The organism is Streptomyces sp. CB01580, from assembly GCF_001905795.1.
Lineage (GTDB): Bacteria > Actinomycetota > Actinomycetes > Streptomycetales > Streptomycetaceae > Streptomyces.
The window spans coordinates 91,142-116,174 of record NZ_LIXJ01000020.1 but is presented as its reverse complement, the minus strand read 5'-3'; the positions used below and the strand labels follow the sequence as shown (position 1 = coordinate 116,174).

The 25,033-nt window shown below is 70.7% G+C and carries 21 protein-coding genes and 1 pseudogene; 14 read left to right on the top strand and 8 right to left on the bottom strand.

The genetic code is table 11. From position 1 onward, the window contains the following. Positions 1 to 24: 24 nt before the first annotated feature. Entirely contained in the window at positions 25 to 774 is a 750-nt protein-coding gene (locus AMK22_RS25615; RefSeq protein WP_073788731.1) for an enoyl-CoA hydratase family protein, read from the bottom strand. A gap of 87 nt (positions 775 to 861) precedes the next feature. On the opposite strand from AMK22_RS25615, the gene AMK22_RS25610 reads away from it, so the two are divergent. Then, the gene (locus tag AMK22_RS25610) at positions 862 to 1,839 is read left to right on the top strand and encodes an SDR family oxidoreductase (protein ID WP_079186398.1); all 978 of its coding nucleotides are present in this window, start codon (positions 862 to 864) and stop codon (positions 1,837 to 1,839) included. A gap of 124 nt (positions 1,840 to 1,963) precedes the next feature. After that, the gene (locus AMK22_RS25605; protein ID WP_073788729.1) at positions 1,964 to 3,193 is read left to right on the top strand and encodes an NADH:flavin oxidoreductase; all 1,230 of its coding nucleotides are present in this window, start codon (positions 1,964 to 1,966) and stop codon (positions 3,191 to 3,193) included. A 30-nt stretch (positions 3,194 to 3,223) separates the two neighbouring features. On the opposite strand, the gene AMK22_RS25600 is transcribed toward AMK22_RS25605, so the two are convergent. Continuing rightward, positions 3,224 to 4,150, bottom strand: a complete 927-nt coding sequence (locus tag AMK22_RS25600; RefSeq protein ID WP_073788727.1) for a hypothetical protein — start codon at positions 4,148 to 4,150, stop codon at positions 3,224 to 3,226. A gap of 255 nt (positions 4,151 to 4,405) precedes the next feature. Here AMK22_RS25600 and AMK22_RS25595 point away from each other — a divergent pair, with 255 nt between their 5' ends. Continuing rightward, positions 4,406 to 5,182 (top strand): S1 family peptidase, encoded by a 777-nt coding sequence (locus tag AMK22_RS25595; RefSeq protein ID WP_073788725.1) that lies wholly within the window; start codon positions 4,406 to 4,408, stop codon positions 5,180 to 5,182. Positions 5,183 to 5,479: 297 nt separating this feature from the next. Here AMK22_RS25595 and AMK22_RS25590 read toward each other — a convergent pair whose 3' ends face one another. Then, positions 5,480 to 7,333 carry a glycoside hydrolase family 35 protein gene (locus tag AMK22_RS25590; protein ID WP_073788723.1) on the bottom strand — a complete coding sequence of 618 codons (1,854 nt, stop codon included), beginning with the start codon at positions 7,331 to 7,333 and terminating at the stop codon, positions 5,480 to 5,482. A gap of 254 nt (positions 7,334 to 7,587) precedes the next feature. On the opposite strand from AMK22_RS25590, the gene AMK22_RS25585 reads away from it, so the two are divergent. Next, positions 7,588 to 8,481, top strand: coding sequence for a helix-turn-helix domain-containing protein (locus tag AMK22_RS25585; protein ID WP_073788721.1), 894 nt, complete (start codon positions 7,588 to 7,590; stop codon positions 8,479 to 8,481). A gap of 34 nt (positions 8,482 to 8,515) precedes the next feature. Beyond that, complete coding sequence (locus AMK22_RS25580) at positions 8,516 to 8,842, top strand: chorismate mutase (RefSeq protein ID WP_073788719.1); 327 nt, start codon at positions 8,516 to 8,518, stop codon at positions 8,840 to 8,842. Between the two features lie 407 nt (positions 8,843 to 9,249). Here AMK22_RS25580 and AMK22_RS25575 read toward each other — a convergent pair whose 3' ends face one another. Then, positions 9,250 to 9,810, bottom strand: coding sequence for a flavoprotein (locus AMK22_RS25575; RefSeq protein WP_073788717.1), 561 nt, complete (start codon positions 9,808 to 9,810; stop codon positions 9,250 to 9,252). 143 nt (positions 9,811 to 9,953) lie between these two features. Between AMK22_RS25575 and AMK22_RS25570 the strand changes: the two genes are divergently transcribed. The 6 genes from AMK22_RS25570 (at position 9,954) to AMK22_RS25545 (ending at position 17,925) form a co-directional block, all read left to right on the top strand. After that, a complete protein-coding gene (locus AMK22_RS25570) occupies positions 9,954 to 11,138 on the top strand; it encodes a helix-turn-helix domain-containing protein (protein WP_073788715.1) in 1,185 nt (394 codons plus the stop codon). Between the two features lie 125 nt (positions 11,139 to 11,263). Then, complete coding sequence (locus AMK22_RS25565) at positions 11,264 to 11,461, top strand: hypothetical protein (RefSeq protein ID WP_073788713.1); 198 nt, start codon at positions 11,264 to 11,266, stop codon at positions 11,459 to 11,461. Continuing rightward, positions 11,458 to 11,718, top strand: a complete 261-nt coding sequence (locus AMK22_RS25560; protein ID WP_073788711.1) for a DUF7848 domain-containing protein — start codon at positions 11,458 to 11,460, stop codon at positions 11,716 to 11,718. The genes AMK22_RS25565 and AMK22_RS25560 overlap by 4 nt, the downstream gene beginning before the upstream one ends. Before the next feature lie 428 nt (positions 11,719 to 12,146). Next, complete coding sequence (gene pepN, locus AMK22_RS25555) at positions 12,147 to 14,666, top strand: aminopeptidase N (protein WP_073788709.1); 2,520 nt, start codon at positions 12,147 to 12,149, stop codon at positions 14,664 to 14,666. 443 nt (positions 14,667 to 15,109) lie between these two features. Continuing rightward, positions 15,110 to 16,510, top strand: coding sequence for a pyridoxal phosphate-dependent decarboxylase family protein (locus AMK22_RS25550; RefSeq protein ID WP_073788933.1), 1,401 nt, complete (start codon positions 15,110 to 15,112; stop codon positions 16,508 to 16,510). After that, the gene (locus AMK22_RS25545) at positions 16,507 to 17,925 is read left to right on the top strand and encodes a lysine N(6)-hydroxylase/L-ornithine N(5)-oxygenase family protein (protein ID WP_073788707.1); all 1,419 of its coding nucleotides are present in this window, start codon (positions 16,507 to 16,509) and stop codon (positions 17,923 to 17,925) included. Before AMK22_RS25550 ends, AMK22_RS25545 begins: the two co-directional genes overlap by 4 nt. Positions 17,926 to 18,012: 87 nt before the next feature. On the opposite strand, the gene AMK22_RS42115 is transcribed toward AMK22_RS25545, so the two are convergent. The 3 genes and pseudogenes from AMK22_RS42115 to AMK22_RS25535 form a co-directional block, all read right to left on the bottom strand. Next, positions 18,013 to 18,162, bottom strand: coding sequence for a hypothetical protein (locus AMK22_RS42115; protein WP_338014188.1), 150 nt, complete (start codon positions 18,160 to 18,162; stop codon positions 18,013 to 18,015). A gap of 90 nt (positions 18,163 to 18,252) precedes the next feature. Further along, a pseudogene (locus tag AMK22_RS42110) lies at positions 18,253 to 18,645 on the bottom strand (GPP34 family phosphoprotein); the annotation flags it as partial. A gap of 14 nt (positions 18,646 to 18,659) precedes the next feature. Continuing rightward, positions 18,660 to 19,685, bottom strand: a complete 1,026-nt coding sequence (locus AMK22_RS25535; protein ID WP_073788930.1) for an alcohol dehydrogenase catalytic domain-containing protein — start codon at positions 19,683 to 19,685, stop codon at positions 18,660 to 18,662. A gap of 251 nt (positions 19,686 to 19,936) precedes the next feature. Here AMK22_RS25535 and AMK22_RS25530 point away from each other — a divergent pair, with 251 nt between their 5' ends. After that, entirely contained in the window at positions 19,937 to 20,479 is a 543-nt protein-coding gene (locus AMK22_RS25530) for a nucleoside-triphosphatase (protein WP_073788928.1), read from the top strand. Positions 20,480 to 20,634: 155 nt separating this feature from the next. Here the strand turns inward: AMK22_RS25530 and AMK22_RS25525 are convergent, their stop codons facing one another. Continuing rightward, a complete protein-coding gene (locus AMK22_RS25525) occupies positions 20,635 to 22,446 on the bottom strand; it encodes a bifunctional metallophosphatase/5'-nucleotidase (protein ID WP_073788706.1) in 1,812 nt (603 codons plus the stop codon). A gap of 295 nt (positions 22,447 to 22,741) precedes the next feature. Between AMK22_RS25525 and AMK22_RS25520 the strand changes: the two genes are divergently transcribed. Both AMK22_RS25520 and pyk read left to right on the top strand, forming a co-directional pair. Further along, positions 22,742 to 23,437: an SIMPL domain-containing protein gene (locus tag AMK22_RS25520; protein ID WP_073788704.1), complete on the top strand. Its 696-nt coding sequence runs from the start codon at positions 22,742 to 22,744 to the stop codon at positions 23,435 to 23,437. A gap of 156 nt (positions 23,438 to 23,593) precedes the next feature. Then, positions 23,594 to 25,027, top strand: coding sequence for a pyruvate kinase (pyk, locus tag AMK22_RS25515; RefSeq protein WP_073788703.1), 1,434 nt, complete (start codon positions 23,594 to 23,596; stop codon positions 25,025 to 25,027). The last annotated feature ends 6 nt before the right edge of the window (positions 25,028 to 25,033 follow it).

Sequence of the window (25,033 nt, the reverse complement as noted above, 5' to 3'; positions counted from 1 at the left end):
CTGTGGCCCTGAGGTCGGTTTCGGTCACGGTCGTGCCTCCCTGCCGAAGGTGTCGCGGACCCGGTCGGCGACACCGCTGAGACCTGCCTCGAAGGTGAAGCCCTGTTCGAAGCGGTAGCTGCGGTGGACGTCGACCGGGTCGATGCCGTTGATGGCAGCCTTGGCCAGCCGGATCAGATATCCGTCCTTGCGGGCGATCTCGCCCGCCAACTCCATTGCCGCGTCCAGGAGTTCGTCGCGCGGTACGACCTTCCAGACCGATCCGTGGGCGTGCAGCTCGGCGGCGGTGGCGGTGCGCGAGGTGTAGTACAGCGCGCGCATCAGGTGCTGCGGCACGAGCCGGGCGAGATGGGTCGCCGCACCCAGCGCGCCCCGGTCCAGCTCCGGCAGGCCGAACGTGGCGTCCTCGCTCGCGACGATCGCGTCCGCGTTGCCGACGAGCCCGATGCCGCCGCCGAGACAGAAGCCGTGCACCGCGGCGACGACCGGCACCTCGCACTCGTACACCGCCGAGAACGCTTCGTAACAGCCGCGGTTGGCGCCGATCAGGGCGTCGTGTCCGGTGTCGCGCTGCATCTCCTTGATGTCGACGCCCGCGTTGAAACCGCGCCCCGCGGCGGTCAGGACGACACAACGGACCTCCGGGTCGCGCCCCGCCGCGCGCAGGGCGTCGGCGAGGTCGTACCAGCCCCGCACGGGCAGCGCGTTGACGGGCGGGTGGTCGACCGTGATCAGGCGGATGCCCTTGTCCGGGCTCGTGGTGGAGACACCCATGAGCGAATCAGCTACCTTTCCACCAAACATTTGTTAGGTGTGGAAGGTAGCAGTCTGCCCCCGCATCGCCAACAGGGAAGAGGTGTGATGGCCACGAGCAGGGACGGATACGGCGCGGCACGACCTGAGCGAGCGGAGCGGACGGAGCGGGCCGAGAACGGGCTGTGTGCCGGGCGGGTGGTGGTCGTGACCGGTGCCGGGCGCGGGCTCGGCCGGGCGCACGCGCTCGCGTTCGCCGCCGAAGGGGCACGGGTCGTGGTCAACGATCTCGGTGTCGGTGCCGACGGAGCCGGGGGATCGGACGGCCCGGCCCGGCAGGTGGTCGACGAGATCTCGGCGGCGGGCGGCGAGGCGGTCGCCCACACCGGCGACATCGCCACCGCGGAAGGGGCCGCGTCACTGGTCACCACCGCGCTGGAGACCTTCGGGCGGCTGGACACCCTGGTCAACAACGCCGGATTCCTGCGCGACCGGATGCTGGTGAACCTGGACGAGGACGACTGGGACGCGGTGATGCGGGTCCACCTGAAGGGGCACTTCCTGTCGCTGCGTCAGGCCGCCCGGCACTGGCGGGCCGAGGCCAAGGCGGGCCGTCCACCGGTCGCCCGGGTCGTCAACACCAGCTCCGGCGCGGGGCTGCTCGGGAGCGTCGGCCAGGGCAACTACTCCGCCGCGAAGGCCGGCATCGTGGGCCTGACCCTGGTCGCCGCCGCGGAGCTGGGGCGGTACGGGGTCCAGGTCAACGCGATCGCCCCGGCGGCCCGGACCCGGATGACCGAGCGGACCTTCGCCGAGACCATGGCGGCGCCGGGGGAGGGGGAGTTCGACGCGATGGCCCCCGAGAACGTGTCCCCGCTGGTGGTGTGGCTCGGCTCGGCCGCGAGCGACGGCGTGACCGGGCGCGTCTTCGAGGCGGAGGCCGGGCGCATCACGGTCATGGAGGGCTGGCGCCCCGGCCCCACCGAGGACCGCGGGGCCCGGTGGGCGCCGGCCGAGGCGGGGGAGGCGGCCCGCAAGCTGCTCGCCCGCGCGGGGGCGCCGCGGCCGGTGTACGGGGCCGGGTAGGGCGGTGTGCCGCCGACCGGTGCACCACCGCCGCACTTCGCCTACTGACCGTGCCGGCCGTGCCTCGCCCGTGCCGGCCGTGCCTCGCCCGTACCGGCCTTACTCTCGACGATCGGAGACCGGCATGGACCGCCGACAGCGTCTTCCCGCCCCACCGGACCCCTTCGCCCCCGCCCGTCTGGGCCCCCTCACGCTCCGGAACCGCGTCATCAAGTCCGCCACCTTCGAAGGCGTGACGCCCGACGGCCTGGTCACCGACGAGTTGATCGCGTACCACCGTCGGCCCGCCGCCGGCGGAGTCGCGATGACCACCGTCGCGTACTGCGCCGTCGCCCCCGAGGGCCGTACCGAGCGCCGCCAGATCTGGATGCGCCCCGAGGCGGTGCCGGGGCTGCGCCGGCTCACCGATGCCGTGCACCGCGAGGGCGCCGCCGTCAGCGCCCAGCTCGGCCATGCGGGCCCGGTGGCCGACGCCCGCTCCAACCGGCTGCCCGCCCTGGCCCCCGGCCGGTTCCTCAGCCCGCTCGGCATGCGGATGACCAGGGCGGCCACCCCCGAGGACATCGCCCGGGTGATCCGCACCCATGCCACCGCCGCCCGGCTGGCCGTCGAGTCCGGATTCGACGCGGTCGAGCTGCACTTCGGCCACAACTACCTGGCCAGCTCCTTCCTCAGCCGCCGTCTCAACCATCGCGACGACGCCTACGGGGGCAGCCTCGACAACCGCGCCAGGTTCGCCCTCGGCATTGCCCGCGCCGTTCGCGACGAGGTGGGCGACACGATCGCGGTCACCGCCAAACTCAACATGGACGACGGGGTGCCCGGCGGCTTCTGGCTCGACGAGAGCCTCCGGGTAGCCCGTCGGCTCCAGGAGGACGGCACGGTCGACGCCCTCGAACTGACCGCCGGGAGTTCCCTGTTCAACCCGATGTACCTGTTCCGGGGCGACGCGCCGGTCACCGAGTTCGCGGCCGTCTTCCCCCGGCCGGTGCGCCTGGGCATACGTCTTGCCGGTGGCCGGTTCCTGCGCGCGTACCCCTACGAGGAGGCGTTCCTGCTGCCCTCGGCCCGACAGTTCAGGGCCGCGCTGAGTCTCCCGCTGATCCTGCTCGGCGGCATCACCCGCCGTGCGACCGTCGAACTGGCCATGGCGGAGGGCTTCGAGTACGTGGCCATGGCCCGCGCGCTGCTGCGCGAACCGGACCTGGTGAACCGCATGAGGGAGGAGCCCGGCGCACGATCCCTGTGCATCCACTGCAACAAGTGCATGCCGACGATCTACCGGGGCACCCACTGCCCGCTCGTCGGCCCTCCGGCCGGTGCGCCGGCCCGGCCTCTTGCGGACGGGGGATGACCGGACACCGGCATCGTGGCGCCCGTACGCTCAGGTGTCGCAGTCCAGGACCGTCCGGCACAGTCCGCACCGGGCCCGCATCCGGCCGCGCACCGGAACGCGCAGGCGCTGGTGGCAGGTGGGGCAGGGGAAGGAGACCCGGAGTCCCCGCGGGCCGTTCTCGAAGGCGTACGGGACGTCGGGGGCCGGATGCGCGGACGCGTCGCGAAGCTCCTGGGCGGCCCGCCGGTCGCGGGCGTAGCGGTGCCGGGACGCCCAGCCGGCGGAGGCGAGCGGGGGCTGCCGGTTGTCACGCAGGGCCTGCGCGCGCCCCTTCGTGTAAGCCGTGTACGCCTGCGGGCTGGTGAACCAGGGGGAGGGGTCCTCACCGAAGGCGAACGCCCGCTTGGCGAGGACGTAACCGAACTCCTCCGGGGTGAGGTAGCCGAGCTTCTGGCTGGATACGGCGTCCTCGCGGAAGGCGTCCAGCAGCAGCCAGCCGGCCCCGAGGTAGACCGTCACGGTGTCGGTGAGGATCTCGTTGTCCCGCGTCCCCGGGAACTCCAGGCCGAGCCGGTGCAGCAGGACATGCGTGATCTCGTGCGAGAGAGCGGCGCCGACATCCCGGCGGTGGGTGCGGAACCGGTTGTTGAGTTCGATGAAGTACTCGGGCCCCGCGGTGAGTTCGACCGTGGCGGCGTGCTCCGTGGTCCGGAAGGCGACGATCATCCGGGCGTCGGGCAGGCGCAGGTGCTGGACCACGGCCCGGGCCACCCGCTGGGCCCCGAGGTGCAGGTCGTCGTGGTCGAAGAAGGCGACATCGGCCGCGGCGAGGCTCGTGGCGTAACCGTGCACCCCGTCGTACGACAGCCTCCGGTACAGCGCCGTGATCGCGGAACGGACGGTCCCGAGATGAGGGAAACCGTGGACGACCGGCCCACCACCGGCCCGGCTGCGGCCCCGACCGCTGTCCGTCACGTGTCCACCCCCGTCCGCGACGTCCGACCGGTCTCCACTGTAACCGCGGGGGCATTGGTGATCTTGGCTGAAAAGCGAACCTTGTGGAGGTCGTGATCGCTTCCCGATAATCCCAAGCACGCCTTTGTCGGGAGCATGACCATCCGGGTGATCCTGCCCGTGCGCCGGGCCCCGGGCGAGGGCGGGACACACCCCGCGAGATCCGGGAGAACCCTCACGGGATCTCCTACACCCCCCACGAAAGAAGGCAGTCCCTTGAAGCAGCTTCTGCGCGCCCTGAAAAGATGTTCCGTCATAGCCGCCGTGGCCCTCGCGGCCGTCAGCCTCCAGCCCGCCGGAGCGTCCGCGGCGCCCGCGCCCGTCGTCGGCGGGACCCGTGCGGCCCAGGGCGAATTCCCGTTCATGGTCCGGCTGTCGATGGGCTGCGGCGGCGCCCTCTACGCCAAGGACATCGTGCTCACCGCCGCGCACTGCGTGGACGGATCGGGCAACAACACTTCCATCACCGCCACCGCCGGCGTCGTCGACCTGCAGTCCTCCAGCGCCGTCAAGGTCAAGTCCACCAAGGTCCTCCAGGCCCCCGGCTACAACGGCACGGGCAAGGACTGGGCACTGATCAAGCTGGCCAAGCCGATCGACCAGCCCACCCTCAAGATCGCCACCAGCACCGCGTACAACAACGGCACCTTCACCATCGCCGGCTGGGGCGCGGCCACCGAGGGCGGCTCGCAGCAGCGCTACCTGCTCAAGGCCACCGTGCCGTTCGTCTCCGACGCCGAGTGCCAGGCCGCGTACAACGGCGACCTCGTCCCCGGCGAGGAGATCTGCGCCGGTCTGATCGACACCGGCGGCGTGGACACCTGCCAGGGCGACTCCGGCGGCCCCATGTTCCGCAAGGACAACTCCGGATCCTGGATCCAGGTCGGCATCGTCAGCTGGGGCCAGGGCTGCGCCAGGCCCGGCTACCCGGGCGTCTACACCGAGGTCTCGACCTTCGCGTCCCAGATCGCCTCGGCCGCGTCCACGCTCTGATCCGGGAACCCGCACGTTCGTAGGACCGTAAGGCAATGAGCCCGTCCGTAGGGCCGTGAGTCCGTGAGCCGGGGCTCCTGAACCCGGACCCGACCGGGCCCGGGGCCCGCGAACGGGGGCACCGGAACGGGCTCCGGGCCATCGGACCGGCACCGGCCCCGGTCCCGGCGATCCGCCGGGGCCATGGGCCGGTGCCGGATTCCGCGCCCCGGCCCGGGTACCACCTTCCGGCCCCGGTGCCGCGTTCCGGGCCCAGGTACCACCTTCCGGCCCCGGTGCCGCGTTCCGGACCTCGGCTCACATCCGGACGTCCCCCCGGGCGTCCGCGGCCCGGACGGGCACCCCCGGACCCAGTTCGGCGTACGGGGCGCCCGCGTCCTCCAGCTCCAGCACCCACACCTCGTTGGCGCCCTCCCGCAGTACCGGCCCCGGCACGTACAGCGTCCGCTGCGGACCGCTCGACCAGTACCGGCCCAGGCCGAAACCGTTCACCCACACGAACCCCCGCGTCCAGCCCGGCAGTTCCAGCCCCGCGTGCCCCGTGCCCGCCGCGCCCGTGACCTCGAAGGTGCCCCAGAACAGCCCGGTGCGCCGCGCCTCGCCGGCGCCCCCGGCCCGCCCCGCTTCCCCGGCCTCCCCGGCACATCGGATGTCCTCGAAGACCACCCCGGCCAGCGCGTCCGGCTCCTCGAACGCCTCCAGCCGCAGCGCCCGCGCCCGTACCCCGTGCAGATACTGCCGTTCGTGCACCACCCCGCCCGTGATCCCCTTGGGCTCACCGAGCCGCGGCCCGTAGTTCACCCGGCCCAGCGACTCCACCCACAGCTCGACCTCGGCGGGACCGGCCACCGGCTCGTCCAGGGTGCCGTTCTCCTCGCTCAGCACACCCGCGCGGACACCGTCCACGTACACCACGGCCCGGTCCCGCAGCCCCACCGTCCCCAGGGGGTACGGGATGCGCGGACCCGGCACCGCGACCCGGTAGCGCACCAGCCCCCGGTCGACCCCGAGCTCCTCGAACGTCGGCGGAACCCCCAACGGCGCGGGCTCCTCGTCGCCCAGCGCCTCCAGCACAGCGGGAAGCGGGGCCCAGTCCGTCAGCTCCGCGCGCACCGGGGCGGTCAGCGGTGCGGGCTCCGGCGCAGGCTCCGGAAGCGGCCCGTCCGCGTACTCGGCCAGCACCTCGCGGAACCGCCAGAACTTCTCCGTGGGACGTCCGTACTCGTCGATCGGCGCGTCGTAGTCGTACGACGTCACCGTCGGCAGGAAGTCCTGGTCCTGCAACGGGCCCGAACGGTTGGCCCCGGCCCACCCGGCGAAGTTCGTCCCGCCGTGCGCCATGTAGATGTTCACCGACGCCCCGCACTCCAGGATCTCCCGCAGCGCCCGGGCGGAATCCTCCGGATCGCGCACGACCGGCTCGGCACCCCAGTGATCGAACCATCCGCACCAGAACTCCATGCACATCAGCGGCCCCTTCGGCTGATGGCGGCGCAGCACCTCGAAAGCCTCGCGCGCCCCCGAACCGAAGTTCGCCGTGGCCGGCAGCCCCGGCACGGAACCGCCCGTGAGCATGTGGTCCTCCGGCCCGTCGGACGTGAACAGCGGAACGGTCACGCCGAGCTCGCGCAGCATCCCCGCCACCCGCCGCAGGTAGACCTGGTCGGTGCCGTAGCTCCCGTACTCGTTCTCCGCCTGAACCATGATCACCGGACCGCCCCGGCCGATCTGCCGCTGCACCACCTGCGGCAGCAGTGCCGTGAACCACCGCTCCACGGCGTCCAGGTACTCCTCGTCACGGGTCCGCACCCGGCGCCCGAACCGCCCGGTCACCCAGACCGGCAGCCCCCCGTTCTCCCATTCCGCGCAGATGTACGGCCCCGGGCGGACGATCGCCCACAGCCCGGCCCGCTGCGCCGCGTCCAGGAAGCGGCCCAGCGCCCCAACGTCCCGGTACCGGCCGGGACGCGGCTCGTGGAGGTTCCACGGAACGTACGTCTCGACGCAGTTCAGGCCCATGGCGCGCAGCATCGCCAGCCGGTGGTCCCACTGCGCCTCGTGGACCCGGAAGTAGTGCAGGGCACCCGACAGCAGCCGTACGGGCTTCCCGTCGATCCGGAAGTGGTCGTCCCCCACGGTGAAGTCAGCCATCGTGCTCGTCGTCTCCTGTACGTGCGGTCCCGGCGCGGCATGCCAACCGTCGCACGAGGGCACGCGCCACGGAGCGGGCGAACCCGGGAGGAATGTCGCACCCAAGCCTCGCCCCCTGGTGAGCGACCGGTCCATGGACAAAGATCACTGCTGTTTGGACACAATTGTTCGGACCCCGCCCGACCAGGCACCATGTCCGACCAGGCAGGATGTCCGACCGGGCAGGCACGACGAGGGGGAGGAAAGGAAGGCCGATGTATCACACCTGGATGCGCTTCTTCACCCCCAGCCCGCTCCACCACCGGCTGGGCCTCGTCTGCCTCGGCGTGGGGCTGCAGCACGGCACCCTGCCGACGGTCGGCCCGCGCACCCTGGACCACCACGTGGCCGTCGTCGTCCACTCCGGCAGCGGCTGGTTCGGCGGGCCCGACGGCCGCCGGATCCCCGTCGTCGCACCCAGCCTGATCTGGCTGACCCCCGGCACCCCGCACCACTACGGCGCCGACCCGGGCACCGGCTGGGACGAGAGCTTCGTCGACTTCACCGGCCCCGCCACCACCACGTACACCGAACTCGGCTACATCGAACCCGACCGCCCGCTCGTCCCGCTCGCCGACACGGCCGGGCCCCGCGCCGCGGTGGGCCGGATGGTCCGGGCCGCCCGACGCGACAACCCCCTGCTGGAGGTCGAGACCGGAGCCGCCGTCCACGAACTCCTCGTCGCCCTGCGCCGGGCCCGCGCCGATGTCAGCCCCGACGGCGACCCCGTGCTCCAGGCTCTCGCCCGGGACGCCTTCCAGCCGCTGTCCGTCGCCGAGCACGCCGCCCGGCACGGCATGACACTCGCCGAACTGCGCACGGCGGTACGGCGCGGGGCGGGCTGCAGCCCCAAGGACTACCTCCTCGGCATCCGCCTCGGCCGCGCCAAGGAACTCCTCGTCGCCACGGACCTGCCGGTCGCCGCGGTCGCCCGGCGCGTGGGCTACGACGACCCTGCGTACTTCTCCAGGCTCTTCGCCCGCCGCGTCGGCTCGGCACCGGTCCGGTTCCGCGAACAGCAGGGCCGCAACGTCCCGGGCGGCTGGAGCGACCAGGTGCCGGACCCGGAGAACCCGCCGACCATCCCTCCGCCCGGTCCGGCGCTCTGAGCCGGACCCAGGACACCGTCTAAGCTCGCTGACCATGACCACGAAGGACATCGACGAGTCCGTGAGCACGGAACTGAACCGCCTGCGCGAGAGCATCGACAACATCGACGCGGCGGTCGTCCACATGCTCGCCGAGCGTTTCAAGTGCACCCAGCAGGTCGGCCACCTCAAGGCCGCCCACCACCTGCCCCCGGCCGACCCGGCCCGGGAGGCCCGGCAGATCGCCCGGCTGAGGCAACTGGCGGAGAGCGCGCATCTCGACCCGGCCTTCGCGGAGAAGCTGCTGAACTTCATCGTCGCCGAGGTCATCCGGCACCACGAGCGGATCGCGGACGAGTCGGCGAGCGACAAGGACGCCTGAGCGCCCGGGGACCGGGCCCGCCTTCCTCCGCCGTCCTCCTCCTCGGCCGCGAGAAAACGGGTGGCCCGGCCACGAGGACGCGATCGCTCGGTCGCACGGCCACGGCTTGCTCGGCCGCAAGAACACGGCTTGCTCGGGAACGGGGCGCGGGTCGCTCGGCCACGAGGGCGCGGGTCGCTCGGTCATGAGGGTGCGGGCCGTTCGGTCACGAGGGTGCGGCGGCGGGACCACCCGCCGACGCCTCGACCACACCACCCGGGCACTCGCCAGCAGCCCGAGCCCCGTTCCCCGCCCCACGGGCGCCTCCCCACCGCCGCACGGGCGGGAACGCGCCGCCACGACCCCGCCCACACCGCGACGGTCCGGCCGACGCGGCGCGGCATCCGGCCCGTGCCGAACCGACGCGCTCACGTCGAGCCGGACTCCACCCCGCTCGACGTACCGTCCAGGGCATCGACCGCGATCTCCCACGGATACCCGTCGGGGCGCCGTTCGCCCGGCTGGTTCGGCACGAAGCCGCCGTTCCCGTACAGCACGTCCACCCCCGCGGACCGCAACGTCTCCACCGACCGTTCGAACTGCGGATGCCGTACGAAGGCGGTGTTCACGCACGGCATGGTCACCGTCGGGATCCCCTTGCCGATCCCCTCGGCCACGACACCGACGACGAACGAGGACGTGAGACCGAGCGCCCACTGATTGATGGTGTTGAACGAGGCCGGGGCCAGCAGGATCGCGTCGGCCCGCGGCCAGACGTCCGGATCACCCGGCCGCTTGTACTCAGAACGTACGGGATGCCCGGTCAACTTCTCCAACTCCGGCAACTCCTCCCGCAGCCACCGCGCCGCAGTCGGTGTCAGCCCGAGACACACATCCCAACCCCGGTCCCGCAACAGGCCGATGACCAGGGAAACATCGAGAACAGGGGGTGCGGCGGAACCGAACAGGTACAGCGTTCTGGCGGTCATGGGCGCCATCCCACACCGAGGACGACAGCACACGCAACCGCCCAACCACCCCCGATACGGGTGGATTGGGGACGATGTCCAACCCCGGAACGATCTTCCGTGTGTACCTTCCTCATGCTCACGAGCGAGGAACGGAGGCCAGTGTGTGCAATCCGCATGACGATGCCGTAGGAGCCCGGATCAGGGAACAGCGCCGACTGGCCCGACTGACACAGAGACAGCTGGCCGAGCGCATCCCCTACTCCTACAGCCTGCTCAACCAGGTCGAGTGCGGCGCGAAACCGGCGGGCGCCGACTTCGTCGCGGCCGTCGCGCACGCCCTGCGGATCGACGTCACGACCCTGACGGGGGAGCCGTACGCGACCGAACCGCAACAGGTCCGGCTCGCCGCACTCGTACGCCCCATCCGCGAGGCACTCGACCTCTACGACCTCGGGGCCGATGAAACACTGCCCCACGTACCCACCCACGCACTCCACACGGCCGCGGACCGACTGTGCGCCGACGTCCGGGCGGCCAGGCTGCGCAGTGCCGCCCGACGCCTGCCCGGAACGATCGCGCAACTGACCACCGCGGTCTCACGGGACCCCTCCACCCGGCTGTGGCAGGCCCTCGCCTCCACCTACCGCACCGCCCACGACATCGCGGTCAAACTCGGCTACTACGACCTCAGTTCCGTGGCCCTCGACCGCATGGACTGGGCCGCGCAACGCGCCTCCGACCCCTGCCTGGCCGCCATCCGCCAGTACATGCGGGCACTGGCGTACTTCCGGGAGGGCGAATACGCCATCGGCCGGCGGCTCGTCCGCGCCGGACACGGGCTGATCGCCTCCGTCCCACCGACGACGCAGACCATCACCGTCACCGGACAACTGCACCTGGGCGCCTCCGTGATCGCGGCCCGCGCCGGCCGGGCGACGACCGTCGACGTCCACCTCGCGGAAGCCGAACGCTGCGCCGGGCTGGTGGGGGAGGTCCCGGAGATCCACTGGCTCTCCTTCGGCCCGACGAACGTGGCCCTGCACCGCATGTCCGCCGCCGTCGAGATGCACCAGTACGACGAGGCACTCACCCAGGCGAGGCGCATCAGCCTGCCACCCGCCCTGGCCACGTCCCGACGCGCCCACTTCCTGATCGACAGGGCACGCTCGGAGATAGAGACCGGCCGGACCGAAGCGGCCCTCGCGAGCATCGCCGCCGCCCGCCGCACGGCTCCCGAGCAGACGCGCTACCACCCCGGCGCGCGGGAGACCGTCAAGGGCCTGGTACACACATCGCGCCGCACCCCCGAGACCCTCGGACACCTGGCCGCCTGGATCGGCCTGTGAAATCCCTGGCCACCCGGCCCGCCCCGACGACGCCACCGGCACTCACGCATGTGTGAGCGTTGAGCCCGCCGCCGTCCGGCACGCTGGTTCCCTACCACCCGATTCAACGGCGAACGAGGGCCATCATGACGGAGATCTTCCATGTGCCGGCACGGCTGGAACGCTGTTGCCACGACGGAAAGGTGACAAGGCTCCCGATCAAGGTCGACGAGGTGTACGCCGCGTCCGGCGTCGGCACCAAGGTGTACGCCTGCCCGGGGCACGCCCCTCTCTACGGGGGCTGCCCCACCAAACCCGCACACGACGGGGGAACGACCGGATGAGCAAGGCGATCCGGGACACCGGCTGGTCGATCGGCCCGGACCGGAGCGAGGAGGCGTCGCCACCGGTGCGACAGGTGGAGTGCACGACATGCCGGGAACGGTCCGAGGAGTGCACCTCACAACTCGGCCCGGACGCCTGGGCGCTGCGCCACGCCGCCCTGAGCGGACACGACGGGTACCGGGAGACCGTCACCGCTCTCCTCCGCGTCACGCCCGCCCCCGGAGCCCCGGCGGACCGCAAGAGGACCGCGCCCTGAACGCCTTGCCCAGCGGCATCCCCGGCCTGCGGCCTCCTCGGCCCGCGACCTTCCTGGCCTGTGATCTCTTGGTCCCGCGCCGCGACTCGTGACCCCTGGTCCCGCGAACGCCGCGATTCCTGATCGCCCGGACGACCGCCGACCGCCGACATGCCGCTCACCCGGCTTCCGACCGTCCCGGACGACGTTCGCCCGCCCCGCGCACGCCTCGCATGACGCCCGCCCCCACACGAAACCGGCCCACGTCCGTCCCGGTCCCGTACGACACCGGGGCGCACCGAGGGCGGTCGGCGCCCCCCGCCACGCAGCTTCCCGTGCCCGGCCCGGTACCATCCCCGCGCCCCGGTGTGACCCCGCGCCCCGGCGTACTCCTCAGCCCTGTGAGAACCCGCCTGCGCGGCGCCCGGCCCGTACGGCAGCATGGACGCATGTCCGTACTGACGCGCGACGAAGCGCAGACCCGAGCCCAGTTCCTCGACGTACAGCGGTACACGATCGACCTCGATCTGACCGCGGGGGAGGAGACCTTCGACTCCCGCACCGTCATCCAGTTCACCGCAGCCGCGGCCGGAGACACGTTCGTCGAACTCAAGCCGGCCACCCTGCGATCGATCAGCCTCGACGGACAGCCCCTCGACCCCGCCGGCCTCGTCGAGAACCGCTTCCCGCTCACCGCCCTCACCGCGGGCGCACACGAACTGCGCGTCGACGCCGCCATGCGCTACTCCCGCACCGGCGAAGGCATGCACCGCTTCACCGACCCCACCGACGGCGAGACATACGCCTACACCCAACTCTTCATGGAAGACGTCCAGCGCGTCTTCGCCGCGTTCGACCAGCCGGACCTCAAGTCCGTCTTCGAACTCGCCGTCACCGCCCCCGAAGGCTGGACCGTCCTCGGTAACGGCATCGCCGAACACCGCGGCGACGGCCGCTGGACCCTGGCCCCCACCCCCCTCATCTCCACCTACCTCGTCGCCGTCGCGGCCGGCCCCTGGCACTCCGTGACCACCGAACACGCCGGACTGCCCTTCGGCATCCACTGCCGCCGCTCCCTGGCCCCCCACCTCGACGCGGACGCCGACGAGATCCTCGACATCACCCGGGCCTGCTTCGACCGCTTCCACGAGAAGTTCGACGAGCCCTACCCCTTCGACTCCTACGACCAGGCATTCGTCCCCGAATTCAACGCGGGCGCCATGGAGAACCCCGGACTCGTCACCTTCCGCGACGAATTCGTCTACCGCTCCGCCGTCACCGACACCGAACGCCAGACCCGCGGCATGGTCATCGCCCACGAAATGGCCCACATGTGGTTCGGCGACCTCGTCACCCTCGCCTGGTGGGACGACATCTGGCTCAACGAGTCCTTCGCCGAGTACATGGGCTACCAGACCCTCGCCGAAGCCACCCGCTTCACCCACACCTGGGTCGACTTCGGCGTCGCACGCAAGGGCTGGGGTTACGACGCCGACCAGCGCCCCTCCACCCACCCCGTCGCCCCCGACCCCGCCGCCGTCCCCGACACCGCCTCCGCGATGCTCAACTTCGACGGCATCTCCTACGCCAAGGGCGCCTCCGCCCTGCGCCAACTCGTCGCCTGGCTCGGCGAGAAGGACTTCCTGGCCGGCATCAACACCCACTTCGCCCGCCACAAGTTCGCCAACGCCACCCTCGCCGACTTCATCGACAGCCTCGCATCGGCCACCGACCGCGACGTCCACGCCTGGGCCGACACATGGCTGCGCACCACCGGAGTCGACACCCTCACCTCCCACGTCCAGGAGTCCGACGGCACCTGGTCCGTCACCGTCGACCACGGCGGCAGCCGCCCCCATCGCATCGCCGTCGGCGCCTACGACCAGGCCCCCGACTTCTCCGGAACCCCCACCCACACCGGACCAGGCCGCCTGGTCCTGCGCGACCGCTTCGAGACCGACGTCCCCGGCGACGGCCCGGCCGCCCCGCTGCCCGGCCGCCGCCCCGCACTCGTCGTCCTCAACGACAGCGACCTCAGCTACGCCAAGGTCCGCCTCGACGCCACCTCCTGGGACACCGCCCTCCAGCACCTGTCCGGCATCCCCGACGCACTGACCCGCGCCGTCGTCTGGAACGCCGCCCGCGACATGGTCCGCGACGGCGAACTCGCCCCCACCACCTACCTCGACACCGCCCGCACCCACCTTCCGCACGAGACGGACCTCGCCCTCGCCCAAGGCGTACTCGCCTTCGCGGGCACCCACATCGCCGGCCACTACCTCACCCCCGAGAACCGGCCCGCCGCCCTCGCCACCATCACCGCACTCTGCCGCGACCTCATCCGTCGCACCGAGGACGGCCACAACCCCGGCCTCCGCCTCATCGCCGTACGCCACCTCATCGACGCCGCCACCCAGCCCGACACCATCCAGGACTGGCTCACCAACGGCTCCGTCCCCGGCGGACCCGAACTCGATCCCGAACTGCGCTGGCGCATCCTCACCCGCCTCGCCGTCCTCGGCGCCATCGACGAGGCCCACATCGCCACCGAACTCGAACAGGACCCCAGCGCCACCGGACAGGAAGGCGCCGCCCGCTGCCGCGCCGCCCTCCCCACCCCCGAGGCCAAGGCCACCGCCTGGCACACCCTCTTCAACGACGACACCCTCTCCAACTACCTGTTCACCGCCACCGCCCAAGGCTTCTGGCAGCCCGAACAGGCCGATCTCGTACGGGACTACGTGCCGCGCTACTACCCCGAGGCCACCCGCCTCGCCGCCCGCCGCGGCCCCGCCATCGCCGAAGCCGCGGGCCGCTACGCGTTCCCCGGGCACGCCGTCGACACCGACAACCTGAACCTCGGCGAGCAGGCCCTCAACGACACCGACCTCATCCCGGCCCTGCGCCGCAAGCTCATCGACCAGCTCGACGACCTCCGCCGCGCCCTCGCCGTACGCGAAGCCCACTGATCCGCACCAACCCACCACCGTCGGCCGGCACCAACCCGTCACCACCGGTGCCGGCCGGCGCCGATCCACCAACGGTCGCCCGCCAACCAACACCAACCCGCCCAACCACCGGCACCCACCGACCCGCGGGGCCCACCAGCCACACCCGACCCACTCGCCCCCACCCGCACCACGCACAACACCCACAGCCGCACATCACCGCCCAACCACCCGTGCCCGGCGCACCCTCCACCCACGGAGGCGCCGGGCACACCCATGACCCGCGCCTCCCACGACCGTCACGCCCCCCACTACCACCACCACCTGCCACATCGACCCCACACGCACCCCACATCCCCCTTTCGAGTTCAGATCACTGCGCTCCACGGCCGCGCCCTCCGAATCCCGGACAAGCTGGCATGTCCACCCATGCCCACGCACCACATCCGAAGGGCCCCACCGTCATGCCCACCCCGCCCCTCGCCGGATCCACCACCGGCCCCGACGCGCTCCGCCCCCTCCTCGACACCGTCCTCACCGCACTCCAGGACGGCGCCCACCGACGCGACGGCCCCCTCCCCACCGGCGGACCCGACACCGTCACCCACCACACCCGCACCAGCACCCACCCCCTCATCCCCGACCACGGCACCGGCCCCCACGAAGCCCTCCGCACCCTCGTCACCGCCCTCGCCGAAGGCGCCGCGGACCCCGCACACCCCCTCTGCACCGCACACCTCCACACCCCACCCCTCGCCCTCGCCACCGCCGCCGACCTCGCCGCCTCCGCCCTCAACCCCTCCATGGACTCCTGGGACCAGGCACCCGCCGCCTCCACCCTCGAAGCCGACACCACCGCCGCCCTCGCCGCCGAGGTCTACCCCCACCACCCCTCACCCGACGCGCTCCTCACCACCGGCGGCACCGAAGCCAACCAACTCGCCCTCCTCCTCGCCCGCGAACGCAACGGCCCCGTCCAGACCATCCACGCCACCAACGCCCACCACAGCGTCACCCGGGCCGCCTGGCTCCTCGGCCTCCCCGAACCCGTCGTCATCCCCGCACCCACCGGCGTCATGGACCTCGCCGCACTCCAAGAAACCCTCACCCGAGACCACCACCGCCCCCTCCTCGTCACCGCCACCGCCGGCACCACCGACACCGGCCGGATCGACCCCCTCACCGACATCGCCGACCTCTGCGCCACCCACGGCGCCGAACTCCACATCGACGCCGCCTACGGCGGACCCCTCCTCCTCAGCCCCACCCACCGCGGCAAACTCCACGGCCTCGACCGAGCCCACAGCGTCACCCTCGACCTCCACAAACTCGGCTGGCAACCCGCACCCGCGGGCATCCTCGCCGTCCCCCACCACACCCACCTCCACCCCCTCCACCACCACGCCCCCTACCTCAACGCCGACGACGACACCGAAGCCGGCCTCCCCGACCTCCTCGGCCGCTCCCTGCGCACCACCCGCCGCCCCGACACCCTCAAGATCGCCGTCACCCTCAAAGCCCTCGGCCGCGACGGACTCGCCGACCTCATCGACCGCACCGTCACCACCGCCCACCACCTCGCCGACCTCATCACCAAAACCCCCACCCTCGACCTCTACGACCGCCCCACCATCACCACCGTCCTCTTCCGCCCCACCGATACCGACGACCACACCGTGGCCACCATCCGCCGCACCCTCCTCACCCGAGGCCACGCCGTCCTCGGCCGCGCCCACACCGGCGACCGCCTCTGGCTCAAAGCCACCCTCCTCAACCCCCACACCACCCCCGACGACCTCCACACCCTCCTCGACCTCGTCGACGACCTCACCCACGAACTCACGAAAGGCAACACCCCCCGATGACCGACCGACCCACCCCCCGAACCGACCAGCCACACGACCTCGTCGGCATCGGCATCGGCCCCTTCAACCTCTCCCTCGCCGCACTCGCCCACGGCATCCCCACCACCACCCGCCCCCTCACCACCGCCTTCTACGAACAACGCCCCGCCTTCCACTGGCACCCCGGCCTCCTCATCGACGGAGCCAGCCTCCAAGTCCCCTTCCTCGCCGACCTCGTCACCCTCGCCGACCCCACCAGCCCCTGGAGCTTCCTCAACTACCTCCGCACCCGCGACCGCCTCTTCCCCTTCTACTTCGCCGAACGCTTCCACATCCAACGCGCCGAATACGACGCCTACTGCCGCTGGGTCACCCACCAACTCCCCGGACTCCACTTCAACCACCAGGTCGACGCGATCCGCTGGAACAACCGGCACGACTGCTTCGAAATCGACTACACCCAACTCGACGCCGACGGAGAAGCCGAAGCCCTGGGCCGCACCCACACCCGCAACATCGCCCTCGGCATCGGCACCGAACCCCACATCCCCGAACCCCTCAAACCCCTCGCCGAAGCCCCCTCGGTCCCCGTCCTCCACTCCGGCGACTACCTCCACCACCGCCAGAGCATCCTCGACGCGGAACACATCACCATCATCGGCTCAGGACAATCCGGCGCCGAGATCTTCCTCGACCTCATCCGTGCCCGCCCCACCGGCCGAGAAAACCTCCACTGGCTCGCCCGCACCCCCGCCTTCGCCCCGATGGAATACTCCAAACTCGGCCTCGAACACTTCACCCCCGACTACAGCCACTACTTCCACACCCTCCCCGAAGCCGTACGCGACGAACTCGTCCCCCACCAATGGCAGCTCTACAAAGGCATCGACACCGACACCATCGCCGCCATCCACGACGAGCTCTACCGCCGCACCCTCCACGGCGGCTGGCCCCGCACCACCCTCACCCCCGGCGTCACCGTCCGCACCGCAGAACGCATCGCCGACACCCGCATCGAACTCCACCTGGAACACACCCAACAAAACACCCGCACCACCCTCACCACCAACGCCGTCATCCTCGCTACCGGCTACCACGAACGCCCCCTCGACCGCATCCTCGGCGGACTCGAACCCCACCTCCACCGCGACGACTCCGCCCGCCCCCGCATCGACCACCACTTCCGCCTCACCCTCGACCCCACCATCACCGGCAACATCTACGTACAGAACGCCGGACGCCACACCCACGGCGTCGGCACCCCCGACCTCGGACTCGCCGCCTGGCGCAGCGCCACCATCCTCAACCACCTCACCGGCACCACCCCCTACCCACTCCCACAACGCACCGCCTTCACCACCTTCGGCCTCACCCCCACCACCCCACCCGTCCCCACCCAGAACCCCGACCGCATCCCCCTCACCCACAACCACTGACCCCGCACCACACCACACAGCGCGGCCGGCCCTCCCCAGGAGAAGACGGCCGCTCCGCACAAACCCACCGAAGAACCCCCCACCGCATCACTCGCCCCGCCAGATGTTGTCGAAGGCGGCCTGCTCGACAGAACGCCGCAACCGCACGGCCTCCAACTGCGTCAACGCCTCATGGACGGCGGCGAGCACGGTGTCCAGCACGTCGTCGTCCACGCCGGGGAAGTCGGCAGCGCCCACACCCTCCTCACCCTCCCCACCGTCCCCGCCACGGATCCCGAGAGCCGCCGCCAGACCGACCAGGACGGGCTCCCCCGACGCCCAGCGACTCGCCGCGTCACTGCGGTCCGGCGAATCCTCCGGCACGATCCGACCCGCCCCGAAAGGCACCCCGTGACGGTGCCGCCGAGCGAGCTTCCCCTCCGCCTCGAGAACGGCCAGATACGCCGCCGACAAACCCCGCCCCCTGCGCCACAACCAGTCACCCACCGACTCGAACGGCGCGTCACGAACAAGCGACGACGCGGCCCGATCCAGCAACGGATCGGTCAGGGACGGAACATGACCCGGCACGATGCGATCACCATCCAGAACGACGGCCTCGACACCGAGCAGATCGATCACCTCCGCCCCCGCCAGAGCGAGCGACAAGTCACCCTGCTCCACAGCACCACCGGACACCTGGTCCAGACTGACGAACAACAGGTCGCGTGACGTGGTCATGGTAGGCAGCCGCATCAACGAGCCGCGAGCACCACACGGAAACGGGCAGCACCCGAAACCATCTTCCGATACCCCTCCGCCACCCGGTCCAACGGCACGACCTCCACCATCGGACGGATACCGTGCAGAGCACTGAACGCCATCGTGTCCTGCACGTCCTGCGCCGTCCCGGACGGATGACCACGCACGACCCTGCCACTCATGATCAGCTGAACCGGACTGATCCCCAGCGGCTCGGGACTCACACCGATCACCACCAGCTCACCCCGATGCGCCAGCCCGTCCAAGGTCGCCGCGATCGCATCGGCATTGGCAGCCGTGGCCAGGACCACCTTGGCACCACCCAGAGCCCGCAGCGCATCCGCGACCCCCGTGCTCCCCGTGCTGTCGACGTAATGATGGGCCCCGAGCTGCTTGGCCAGATCGGCCTTGCCGGCCCCACGCGCGATGGCCACGGTCTCGAAACCCATCGCAGCCGCGAACATCACCCCGAGATGACCTAGACCGCCGATACCGAGAACGGCCACGAGGTCACCCGGCCCGGCGCCACTGCGCCGCAGCCCGTTGTACGTGGTCACCCCCGCACACGCCATGGGCGCCGCATCGGTCGCCGCCAGCGCGTCGGGGATCCGCGCCAAGGCGTCGACCGGAGCGATCACGCACTCGGCGAAACCCCCGTCGTACGCCCACCCGGGAACCTTGAGGTTCTCGCACACGATGAAATCACCCTGCCGACAGGGCGTGCAGTGACCACAGCTACCCCCGAACCACCCCACGGCCACCCGATCCCCGACCCGCCAACCACCCTCCTGCGCCCCCTCGCCCAGCGCCTCGATACGACCGGCGATCTCATGCCCGGGCACCAGCGGAAACCGCACGCCGGGCACCCCGGCATCCACGAAGAGCACGTCGCTGTGACAGATCCCGCAAGCGTCCACGGCGATCCGCACATGACATGGCCCCGGCCGCGGCACCTCACGCTCGACGAGCTCGAAAGGCCCGCCCGCCGTGGCGACCTGAGCGACTCGGTACGTACCCATCCAGACCACTCCCCAAAGCACGCGACGCCCCCTCCTCCCCAGCAGATCAGCTCCGGCCCGATCGCGCGCGCCGAACGGGCCGGAGCCGGTCCGACCGCCCGAGCAGGGCAGGTCCGCGCCGCACGAACCGGACGACCCAGGGGACGCCCCGCCCGGCCCGCGCGGAGGCCCGGCCACCCACCCCGATGGGACACTGGCAGCAGGGCCGCACCACCCGGCCACCGGCACCCGCCCACGCCTCGGAGCACGCGATGCCGACGAGGATCCTGCTGGAAGGACGCCCCGGCAGCGGAAAGACCACCGCCATCCGCCGACTGGCGGAGCTGCTGCACGCCCGGCGGGCCACCGGCTTCACCACCCAGGAGATCCGCGAAGGCGGTACCCGGGTCGGCTTCGCCCTGGAGACACTGGCCGGCCGACGGGCCGTGCTCGCCCACGTCGACCTTCCGGGACCACCACGGGTCGGACGCTACGGCGTCGACCTCGAAGTCATGGAACGACTGGCCCTGCCGTCCCTCTCGTGGCCGCCTGCGACCCCCACAGCCACGCCGCCCCCCGGACGCCTCGTCCTCATCGACGAACTCGGAAAGATGGAACTGGCCCACCGCCCGTTCCAGGACGCCGTCCGGGCACTGTTCGCAGCCGACATCGATGTCGTCGCCACCGTCCAGGCACAGCACGGCCCGCTCACCGACGCCCTCAAACGCCGCACCGACATCGAACTCCTCCGGGTGACCCCGGCGAACCGCGACACCCTCCCGGAGCGGCTGGCAGCACGTCTGGAGAGGCCCTGAGCCGTCCGACCAGCCCCTCGGCCCACTGCCGCGACCGCTCCGGCCACGGGCCGTACCCGCCGACCGGCGGATACGGCCCGAAGAACTCCCACCCCGCGTCCGCGGGCGACGATCACCCCACGCGGGACGCGTCACCACGCACCACGGAACAGCCCTCAGAACACCGGCGAGCCGTCCCGCGTCAGACGCCAGTCCACCGAAGCGAACTGCGCGGCGTCCACCGAACCCTTCGCCCGGACCCAGGAGATGATCGTGTTACGGATCTCCTCCGAATTCGCCCACACCTGCTTGGCGCCCGCCACATGCGGGAAATTGCCCCCACCACTCGCCCGATAATTGTTCACCGCCAGCACGAACTCCGCCGCAGGATCGATCGGCTTCCCCTCGAACGACAGATTCACGATCCGCGAACCATTCGGCTTCGCGATATCGATCTCATACGTCAGACCCGACACCGCGTCATAGTTGTAATCCGGAATGTTCTCCGCATTCGTCAGCTTCGACGTGTCCACCGGAACACCCGCAGCCGTCCGCACGTAATAACGCGCCGAGAACTCCAGATACTCGCGGATCTGCGCACCCGTCAGCACCCGTGCCTCCAGGGTGTTCTCGAACGGGTACAACCCCGCCGCATCCCTGATCGTCACGTCCCCTTCCGGAATCCGCGCCGTACGCGAGAAACACGACGCCTGCGAAAGCACCGGAAGCGACGCATACGCCCCGCCAGCCAGCGCCGCCTTCACCGTCTCCGTCTGGACCACATTGATCAGATCGATGATCGGCTCGTCCTTCCACGCCGCCTCGGCCGTAGACATCGCCGCCGACGACGTACCGATGACTTGGTTGACGTACGCCACGACCTTCCGGTGCTCGTCCGCCAACAACCCCGTGATCTTCGGGTCCTCGGCCACGGCATTCGAGTTCAGCACCCGCGAACCCGCCCGCTCCACCACCCAACGACCCCGCTCCCACACCAGATCGAAGTCGAACAGCGTCAGCCGCTGCCCCCACTTCAACGGCTCGGACAACACCACCTTCTTGCCCGTCCGCTCGTTCTCCACGAAATACTCAGGAATCTCCAGGTGCGCATGCCCCACCAGAATCGCGTCGATACCCGGAACCTGCTCGGCCACCAGCGCCGCCGCGTTCTCGACATGCGGAACCTGATCACCGTACGACGACGTACCACTCGTCCCCGAATGAGCCGACACGATCACCACGTCCGCACCCATGGAACGCAGCCTCGGCACGAACTTCGCCGCCTGCTCCTCCAGACCGGGAAACACCATCTTCCCGCTCACATTCGCCTTGTCCCAGATCGCGACACCCGGATTGGTCAACCCCAGAACCGCCACCCGCACATCCCGGCCGAACGGCGTACGCATCCGCTTGATCACATACGGGGCGAACGCCGGGCGCAACGACTTCGCGTCCAACGCGTTCGCACCCAGCAACGGGAAATCACACTGCTCCTCGAACTTCCGCAGCACCGGGATCCCGTAATTGAACTCATGGTTGCCCAGAGCCGCCGCGTCATAGCCGATCGCGTTCATCGCCTGCGCCATCGGATGCACCGGACCACGCCTCGCCGTGATCGGATCGACCTTCGCGTAGTAGTACGACAACTGGGTGCCCTGGATCGTGTCACCCGCATCGATCAACAGCGTGTTGCCACGGCCCTTCTCCCGACGCACCTGCTCCACCAACGTGGAGATCTTCGCCAGACCCACATCGTTGTGGTCCTTGTCGTCGAACTCCTTGTCCGTGAAGTAGTCCCAGTTGAAAACGTTCCCGTGCAGATCGGTAGTGCCCATCACGGTGAACGAGTACCGCTTCGGCGGACGCCCGTGGCCGTGGCCGTGCCCATGACCATGGGCCGCGGCGGGGACGGCGGAACCACCCGCCATCGCCGCCCCGGCACCCACGGCCGCCGACGTGCCCAGGAACGTCCTACGGTTCAGCGGCATTTCGTCTCCCACATCTCGGTTCTCGTACAGCTCGGTTCTCGTACAGCACGGTGCCCGTGCAGCCCCGTCACCGTGCGGCCCGGCACCCGCGCGGCGCCACACCCCACGGCACAGGGCCGACACGGCCCGGAGGACGGCCGGCACACCGCACCGCCCCCACACCGCACCCCGCCCAGCGCACAGACAGCGCACAACGCGCGTAGATAATGGCGCAGGAGCCACACCGAGCAACACCCCCCACAGGGTTGCGATCCGGTGACCAGCCGCTGTCGTACCCGCATGCCACAGTGGAACCATGACCGACACCACGGCCCCCTACGGCACCCCCGAACACCCGCGCGTCGCGGTCCGGGGCGAAGCCCGCCTCGAAGTCGACCCCGAAATCGCCCACTTGGGCATCACCGTCACCGCCCGCGGCAAGGACCGCCACACCGCCCTCGAAGACCTCACCCGCCGCAACGGAACCGTCCTCGAACTCATACGCTCCTACGGCCCGGCGGTCGAGAAACTCGAAACCGGCGCCCTCTCCATCAACCCTGAACTCGCCGAGAAGGGCCGCGACGAAAAGATCCGCGCCTACCACGGCCGCGTCCACATCACCGCCGTCCTCAACGACTTCACCGCCCTCGGCGAACTGGTCACCCGTGTGGCGGCCCTCGACATGACCCGCGTCAACGGCCCCTGGTGGGCCCTGCGCCCCGACTCACCCGCCCACGCGAACGCCCGACGCCAGGCCGTACGCGAAGCCGTCCAACGAGCCCGCGAATACGCCGACGCCCTCGGCTCCCACCTCACCGCTCTCGTCGAACTCGCCGACCTCGGAGCCGAGAACGTCGCCGCGGCCCTGCCCGCTCCGTCCGCGGGATTCCGGGGAAGCGCCGGCTACGGCGCCGCGGCCGCGCCGCCCCCCGCCCTCGACCTCGAACCCCGACGCCAGACCGTCTACGCACAGGTGAACGCCCGCTTCATCATGTCGCCGCCCGAACTCTGAGGCACAACCCTCGAAAGAAGGAATACCGAGGGAGGAATGCTCATCCGAGCGCATCGGCGCCCAATTCAACACTTGTCAACAACCCTTCATTCAAAGGTCGTTGGGTAGTCACGCACGGCCAATTAACTACCCGTAGGTAAGGTCTAGGCTCGAACCATGCGCCGAGCCAAAATCGTCTGCACCCTGGGCCCCGCCACCACCTCGTACGAACAGATCGAAGCACTCGTCGAGGCGGGAATGGACATCGCCCGCCTCAACCTCAGCCACGGCACCTACAACGACCACGAAGAGCGGTACCGCCACGTACGCAAGGCGTCCGACGAGTCCGGACGCAGCGTCGGCATCCTCGCCGACCTTCAAGGCCCGAAGATCCGACTCGGACGCTTCCGTGAAGGACCCGTACTCCTTGAACGCGGCGACACCTTCACCATCACCGTCGAGCCCATGGAAGGCGACCGCCACACCTGCGGCACCACCTACAACGGACTCGCCACCGATGTCACCCCCGGCGAACGCATCCTCGTCGACGACGGCCGCGTCACCCTCGAAGTCACCGAAGTCGACGGCCCCCGCGTCCACACCACCGTCCTCGAAGGCGGCATGGTCTCCGACCACAAGGGCCTCAACCTCCCCGGCGTCGCCGTCTCCGTCCCCGCCCTCTCCGACAAGGACATCGAGGACCTCCGCTGGGCCCTGCGCACCGGCGCCGACGTCATCGCCCTCTCCTTCGTGCGCAGCGGACGCGACATCGAGGACGTCCACCGCATCATGGACGAAGAAGGCCGACGCCTCCCGGTCATCGCCAAGATCGAGAAGCCCCAGGCCGTCGAGAACATCGACAGCATCGTCGCCGCCTTCGACGGGATCATGGTCGCCCGCGGCGACCTCGGCGTCGAAATGCCCCTGGAACAGGTGCCGATCGTGCAGAAGCGCGCGATCAACCTCGCCAAGCGCAACGCCAAGCCGGTCATCGTCGCCACTCAGATGCTCGACTCGATGATCGAGAACTCCCGCCCCACCCGCGCCGAGGCGTCCGACGTCGCCAACGCCGTCATCGACGGCACCGACGCGGTGATGCTGTCCGGCGAGACCAGCGTCGGACGTTACGCCGTCGAGACGGTCCGCACGATGGCCCGCATCGTCGAAGCCGCCGAGGAGGACGTCCTCGCCAAGGGCCTCAAGCCCCTCACCGACCGCAACAAGCCCCGCACCCAGGGCGGCGCGGTGGCCCGCGCGGCGGCCGAGATGGGCGACTTCCTGGGCGCCAAGTTCCTCGTCGCCTTCACTCAGAGCGGCGACACCGTCAGGCGCCTCTCCCGCTATCGCTCGCCCATCCCGCTCCTGGCCTTCACCCCGGACCCGGCGACCCGTTCCCAGCTCAACCTGACCTGGGGCGTCGAGACCTTCCTCGGCCCGCACGTCGACTCGACGGACGCGATGGTGGCCCAGGTCGACGAGGAGCTGCTGAAGATCGGCCGCTGCAAGGAGGGCGACGTCGTCGTGATCACCGCAGGCTCCCCGCCGGGGGTCCCGGGCTCGACGAACCTGGTGCGGGTGCACCGCATCGGCGAGGACGACGGGGGCAAGTAGGCCGGT

Excerpts from the sequence above, each read along its gene's own strand:
- AMK22_RS25610 (WP_079186398.1), top strand. The coding sequence starts at position 862 with ATGGCCACGAGCAGGGACGGATACGGCGCGGCACGACCTGAGCGAGCG.
- pyk (WP_073788703.1), top strand. The coding sequence starts at position 23,594 with ATGCGCCGAGCCAAAATCGTCTGCACCCTGGGCCCCGCCACCACCTCG.
- AMK22_RS25525 (WP_073788706.1), bottom strand. The coding sequence starts at position 22,446 with ATGCCGCTGAACCGTAGGACGTTCCTGGGCACGTCGGCGGCCGTGGGT.
- AMK22_RS25565 (WP_073788713.1), top strand. The coding sequence starts at position 11,264 with ATGACGGAGATCTTCCATGTGCCGGCACGGCTGGAACGCTGTTGCCAC.
- AMK22_RS25535 (WP_073788930.1), bottom strand. The coding sequence starts at position 19,685 with ATGGGTACGTACCGAGTCGCTCAGGTCGCCACGGCGGGCGGGCCTTTC.
- AMK22_RS25520 (WP_073788704.1), top strand. The coding sequence starts at position 22,742 with ATGACCGACACCACGGCCCCCTACGGCACCCCCGAACACCCGCGCGTC.
- AMK22_RS25575 (WP_073788717.1), bottom strand. The coding sequence starts at position 9,810 with ATGACCGCCAGAACGCTGTACCTGTTCGGTTCCGCCGCACCCCCTGTT.
- AMK22_RS25605 (WP_073788729.1), top strand. The coding sequence starts at position 1,964 with ATGGACCGCCGACAGCGTCTTCCCGCCCCACCGGACCCCTTCGCCCCC.
- AMK22_RS25550 (WP_073788933.1), top strand. The coding sequence starts at position 15,110 with ATGCCCACCCCGCCCCTCGCCGGATCCACCACCGGCCCCGACGCGCTC.
- AMK22_RS25545 (WP_073788707.1), top strand. The coding sequence starts at position 16,507 with ATGACCGACCGACCCACCCCCCGAACCGACCAGCCACACGACCTCGTC.
- AMK22_RS25590 (WP_073788723.1), bottom strand. The coding sequence starts at position 7,333 with ATGGCTGACTTCACCGTGGGGGACGACCACTTCCGGATCGACGGGAAG.
- AMK22_RS25560 (WP_073788711.1), top strand. The coding sequence starts at position 11,458 with ATGAGCAAGGCGATCCGGGACACCGGCTGGTCGATCGGCCCGGACCGG.
- AMK22_RS25580 (WP_073788719.1), top strand. The coding sequence starts at position 8,516 with ATGACCACGAAGGACATCGACGAGTCCGTGAGCACGGAACTGAACCGC.
- AMK22_RS25530 (WP_073788928.1), top strand. The coding sequence starts at position 19,937 with ATGCCGACGAGGATCCTGCTGGAAGGACGCCCCGGCAGCGGAAAGACC.
- AMK22_RS25615 (WP_073788731.1), bottom strand. The coding sequence starts at position 774 with ATGGGTGTCTCCACCACGAGCCCGGACAAGGGCATCCGCCTGATCACG.
- pepN (WP_073788709.1), top strand. The coding sequence starts at position 12,147 with ATGTCCGTACTGACGCGCGACGAAGCGCAGACCCGAGCCCAGTTCCTC.
- AMK22_RS25585 (WP_073788721.1), top strand. The coding sequence starts at position 7,588 with ATGTATCACACCTGGATGCGCTTCTTCACCCCCAGCCCGCTCCACCAC.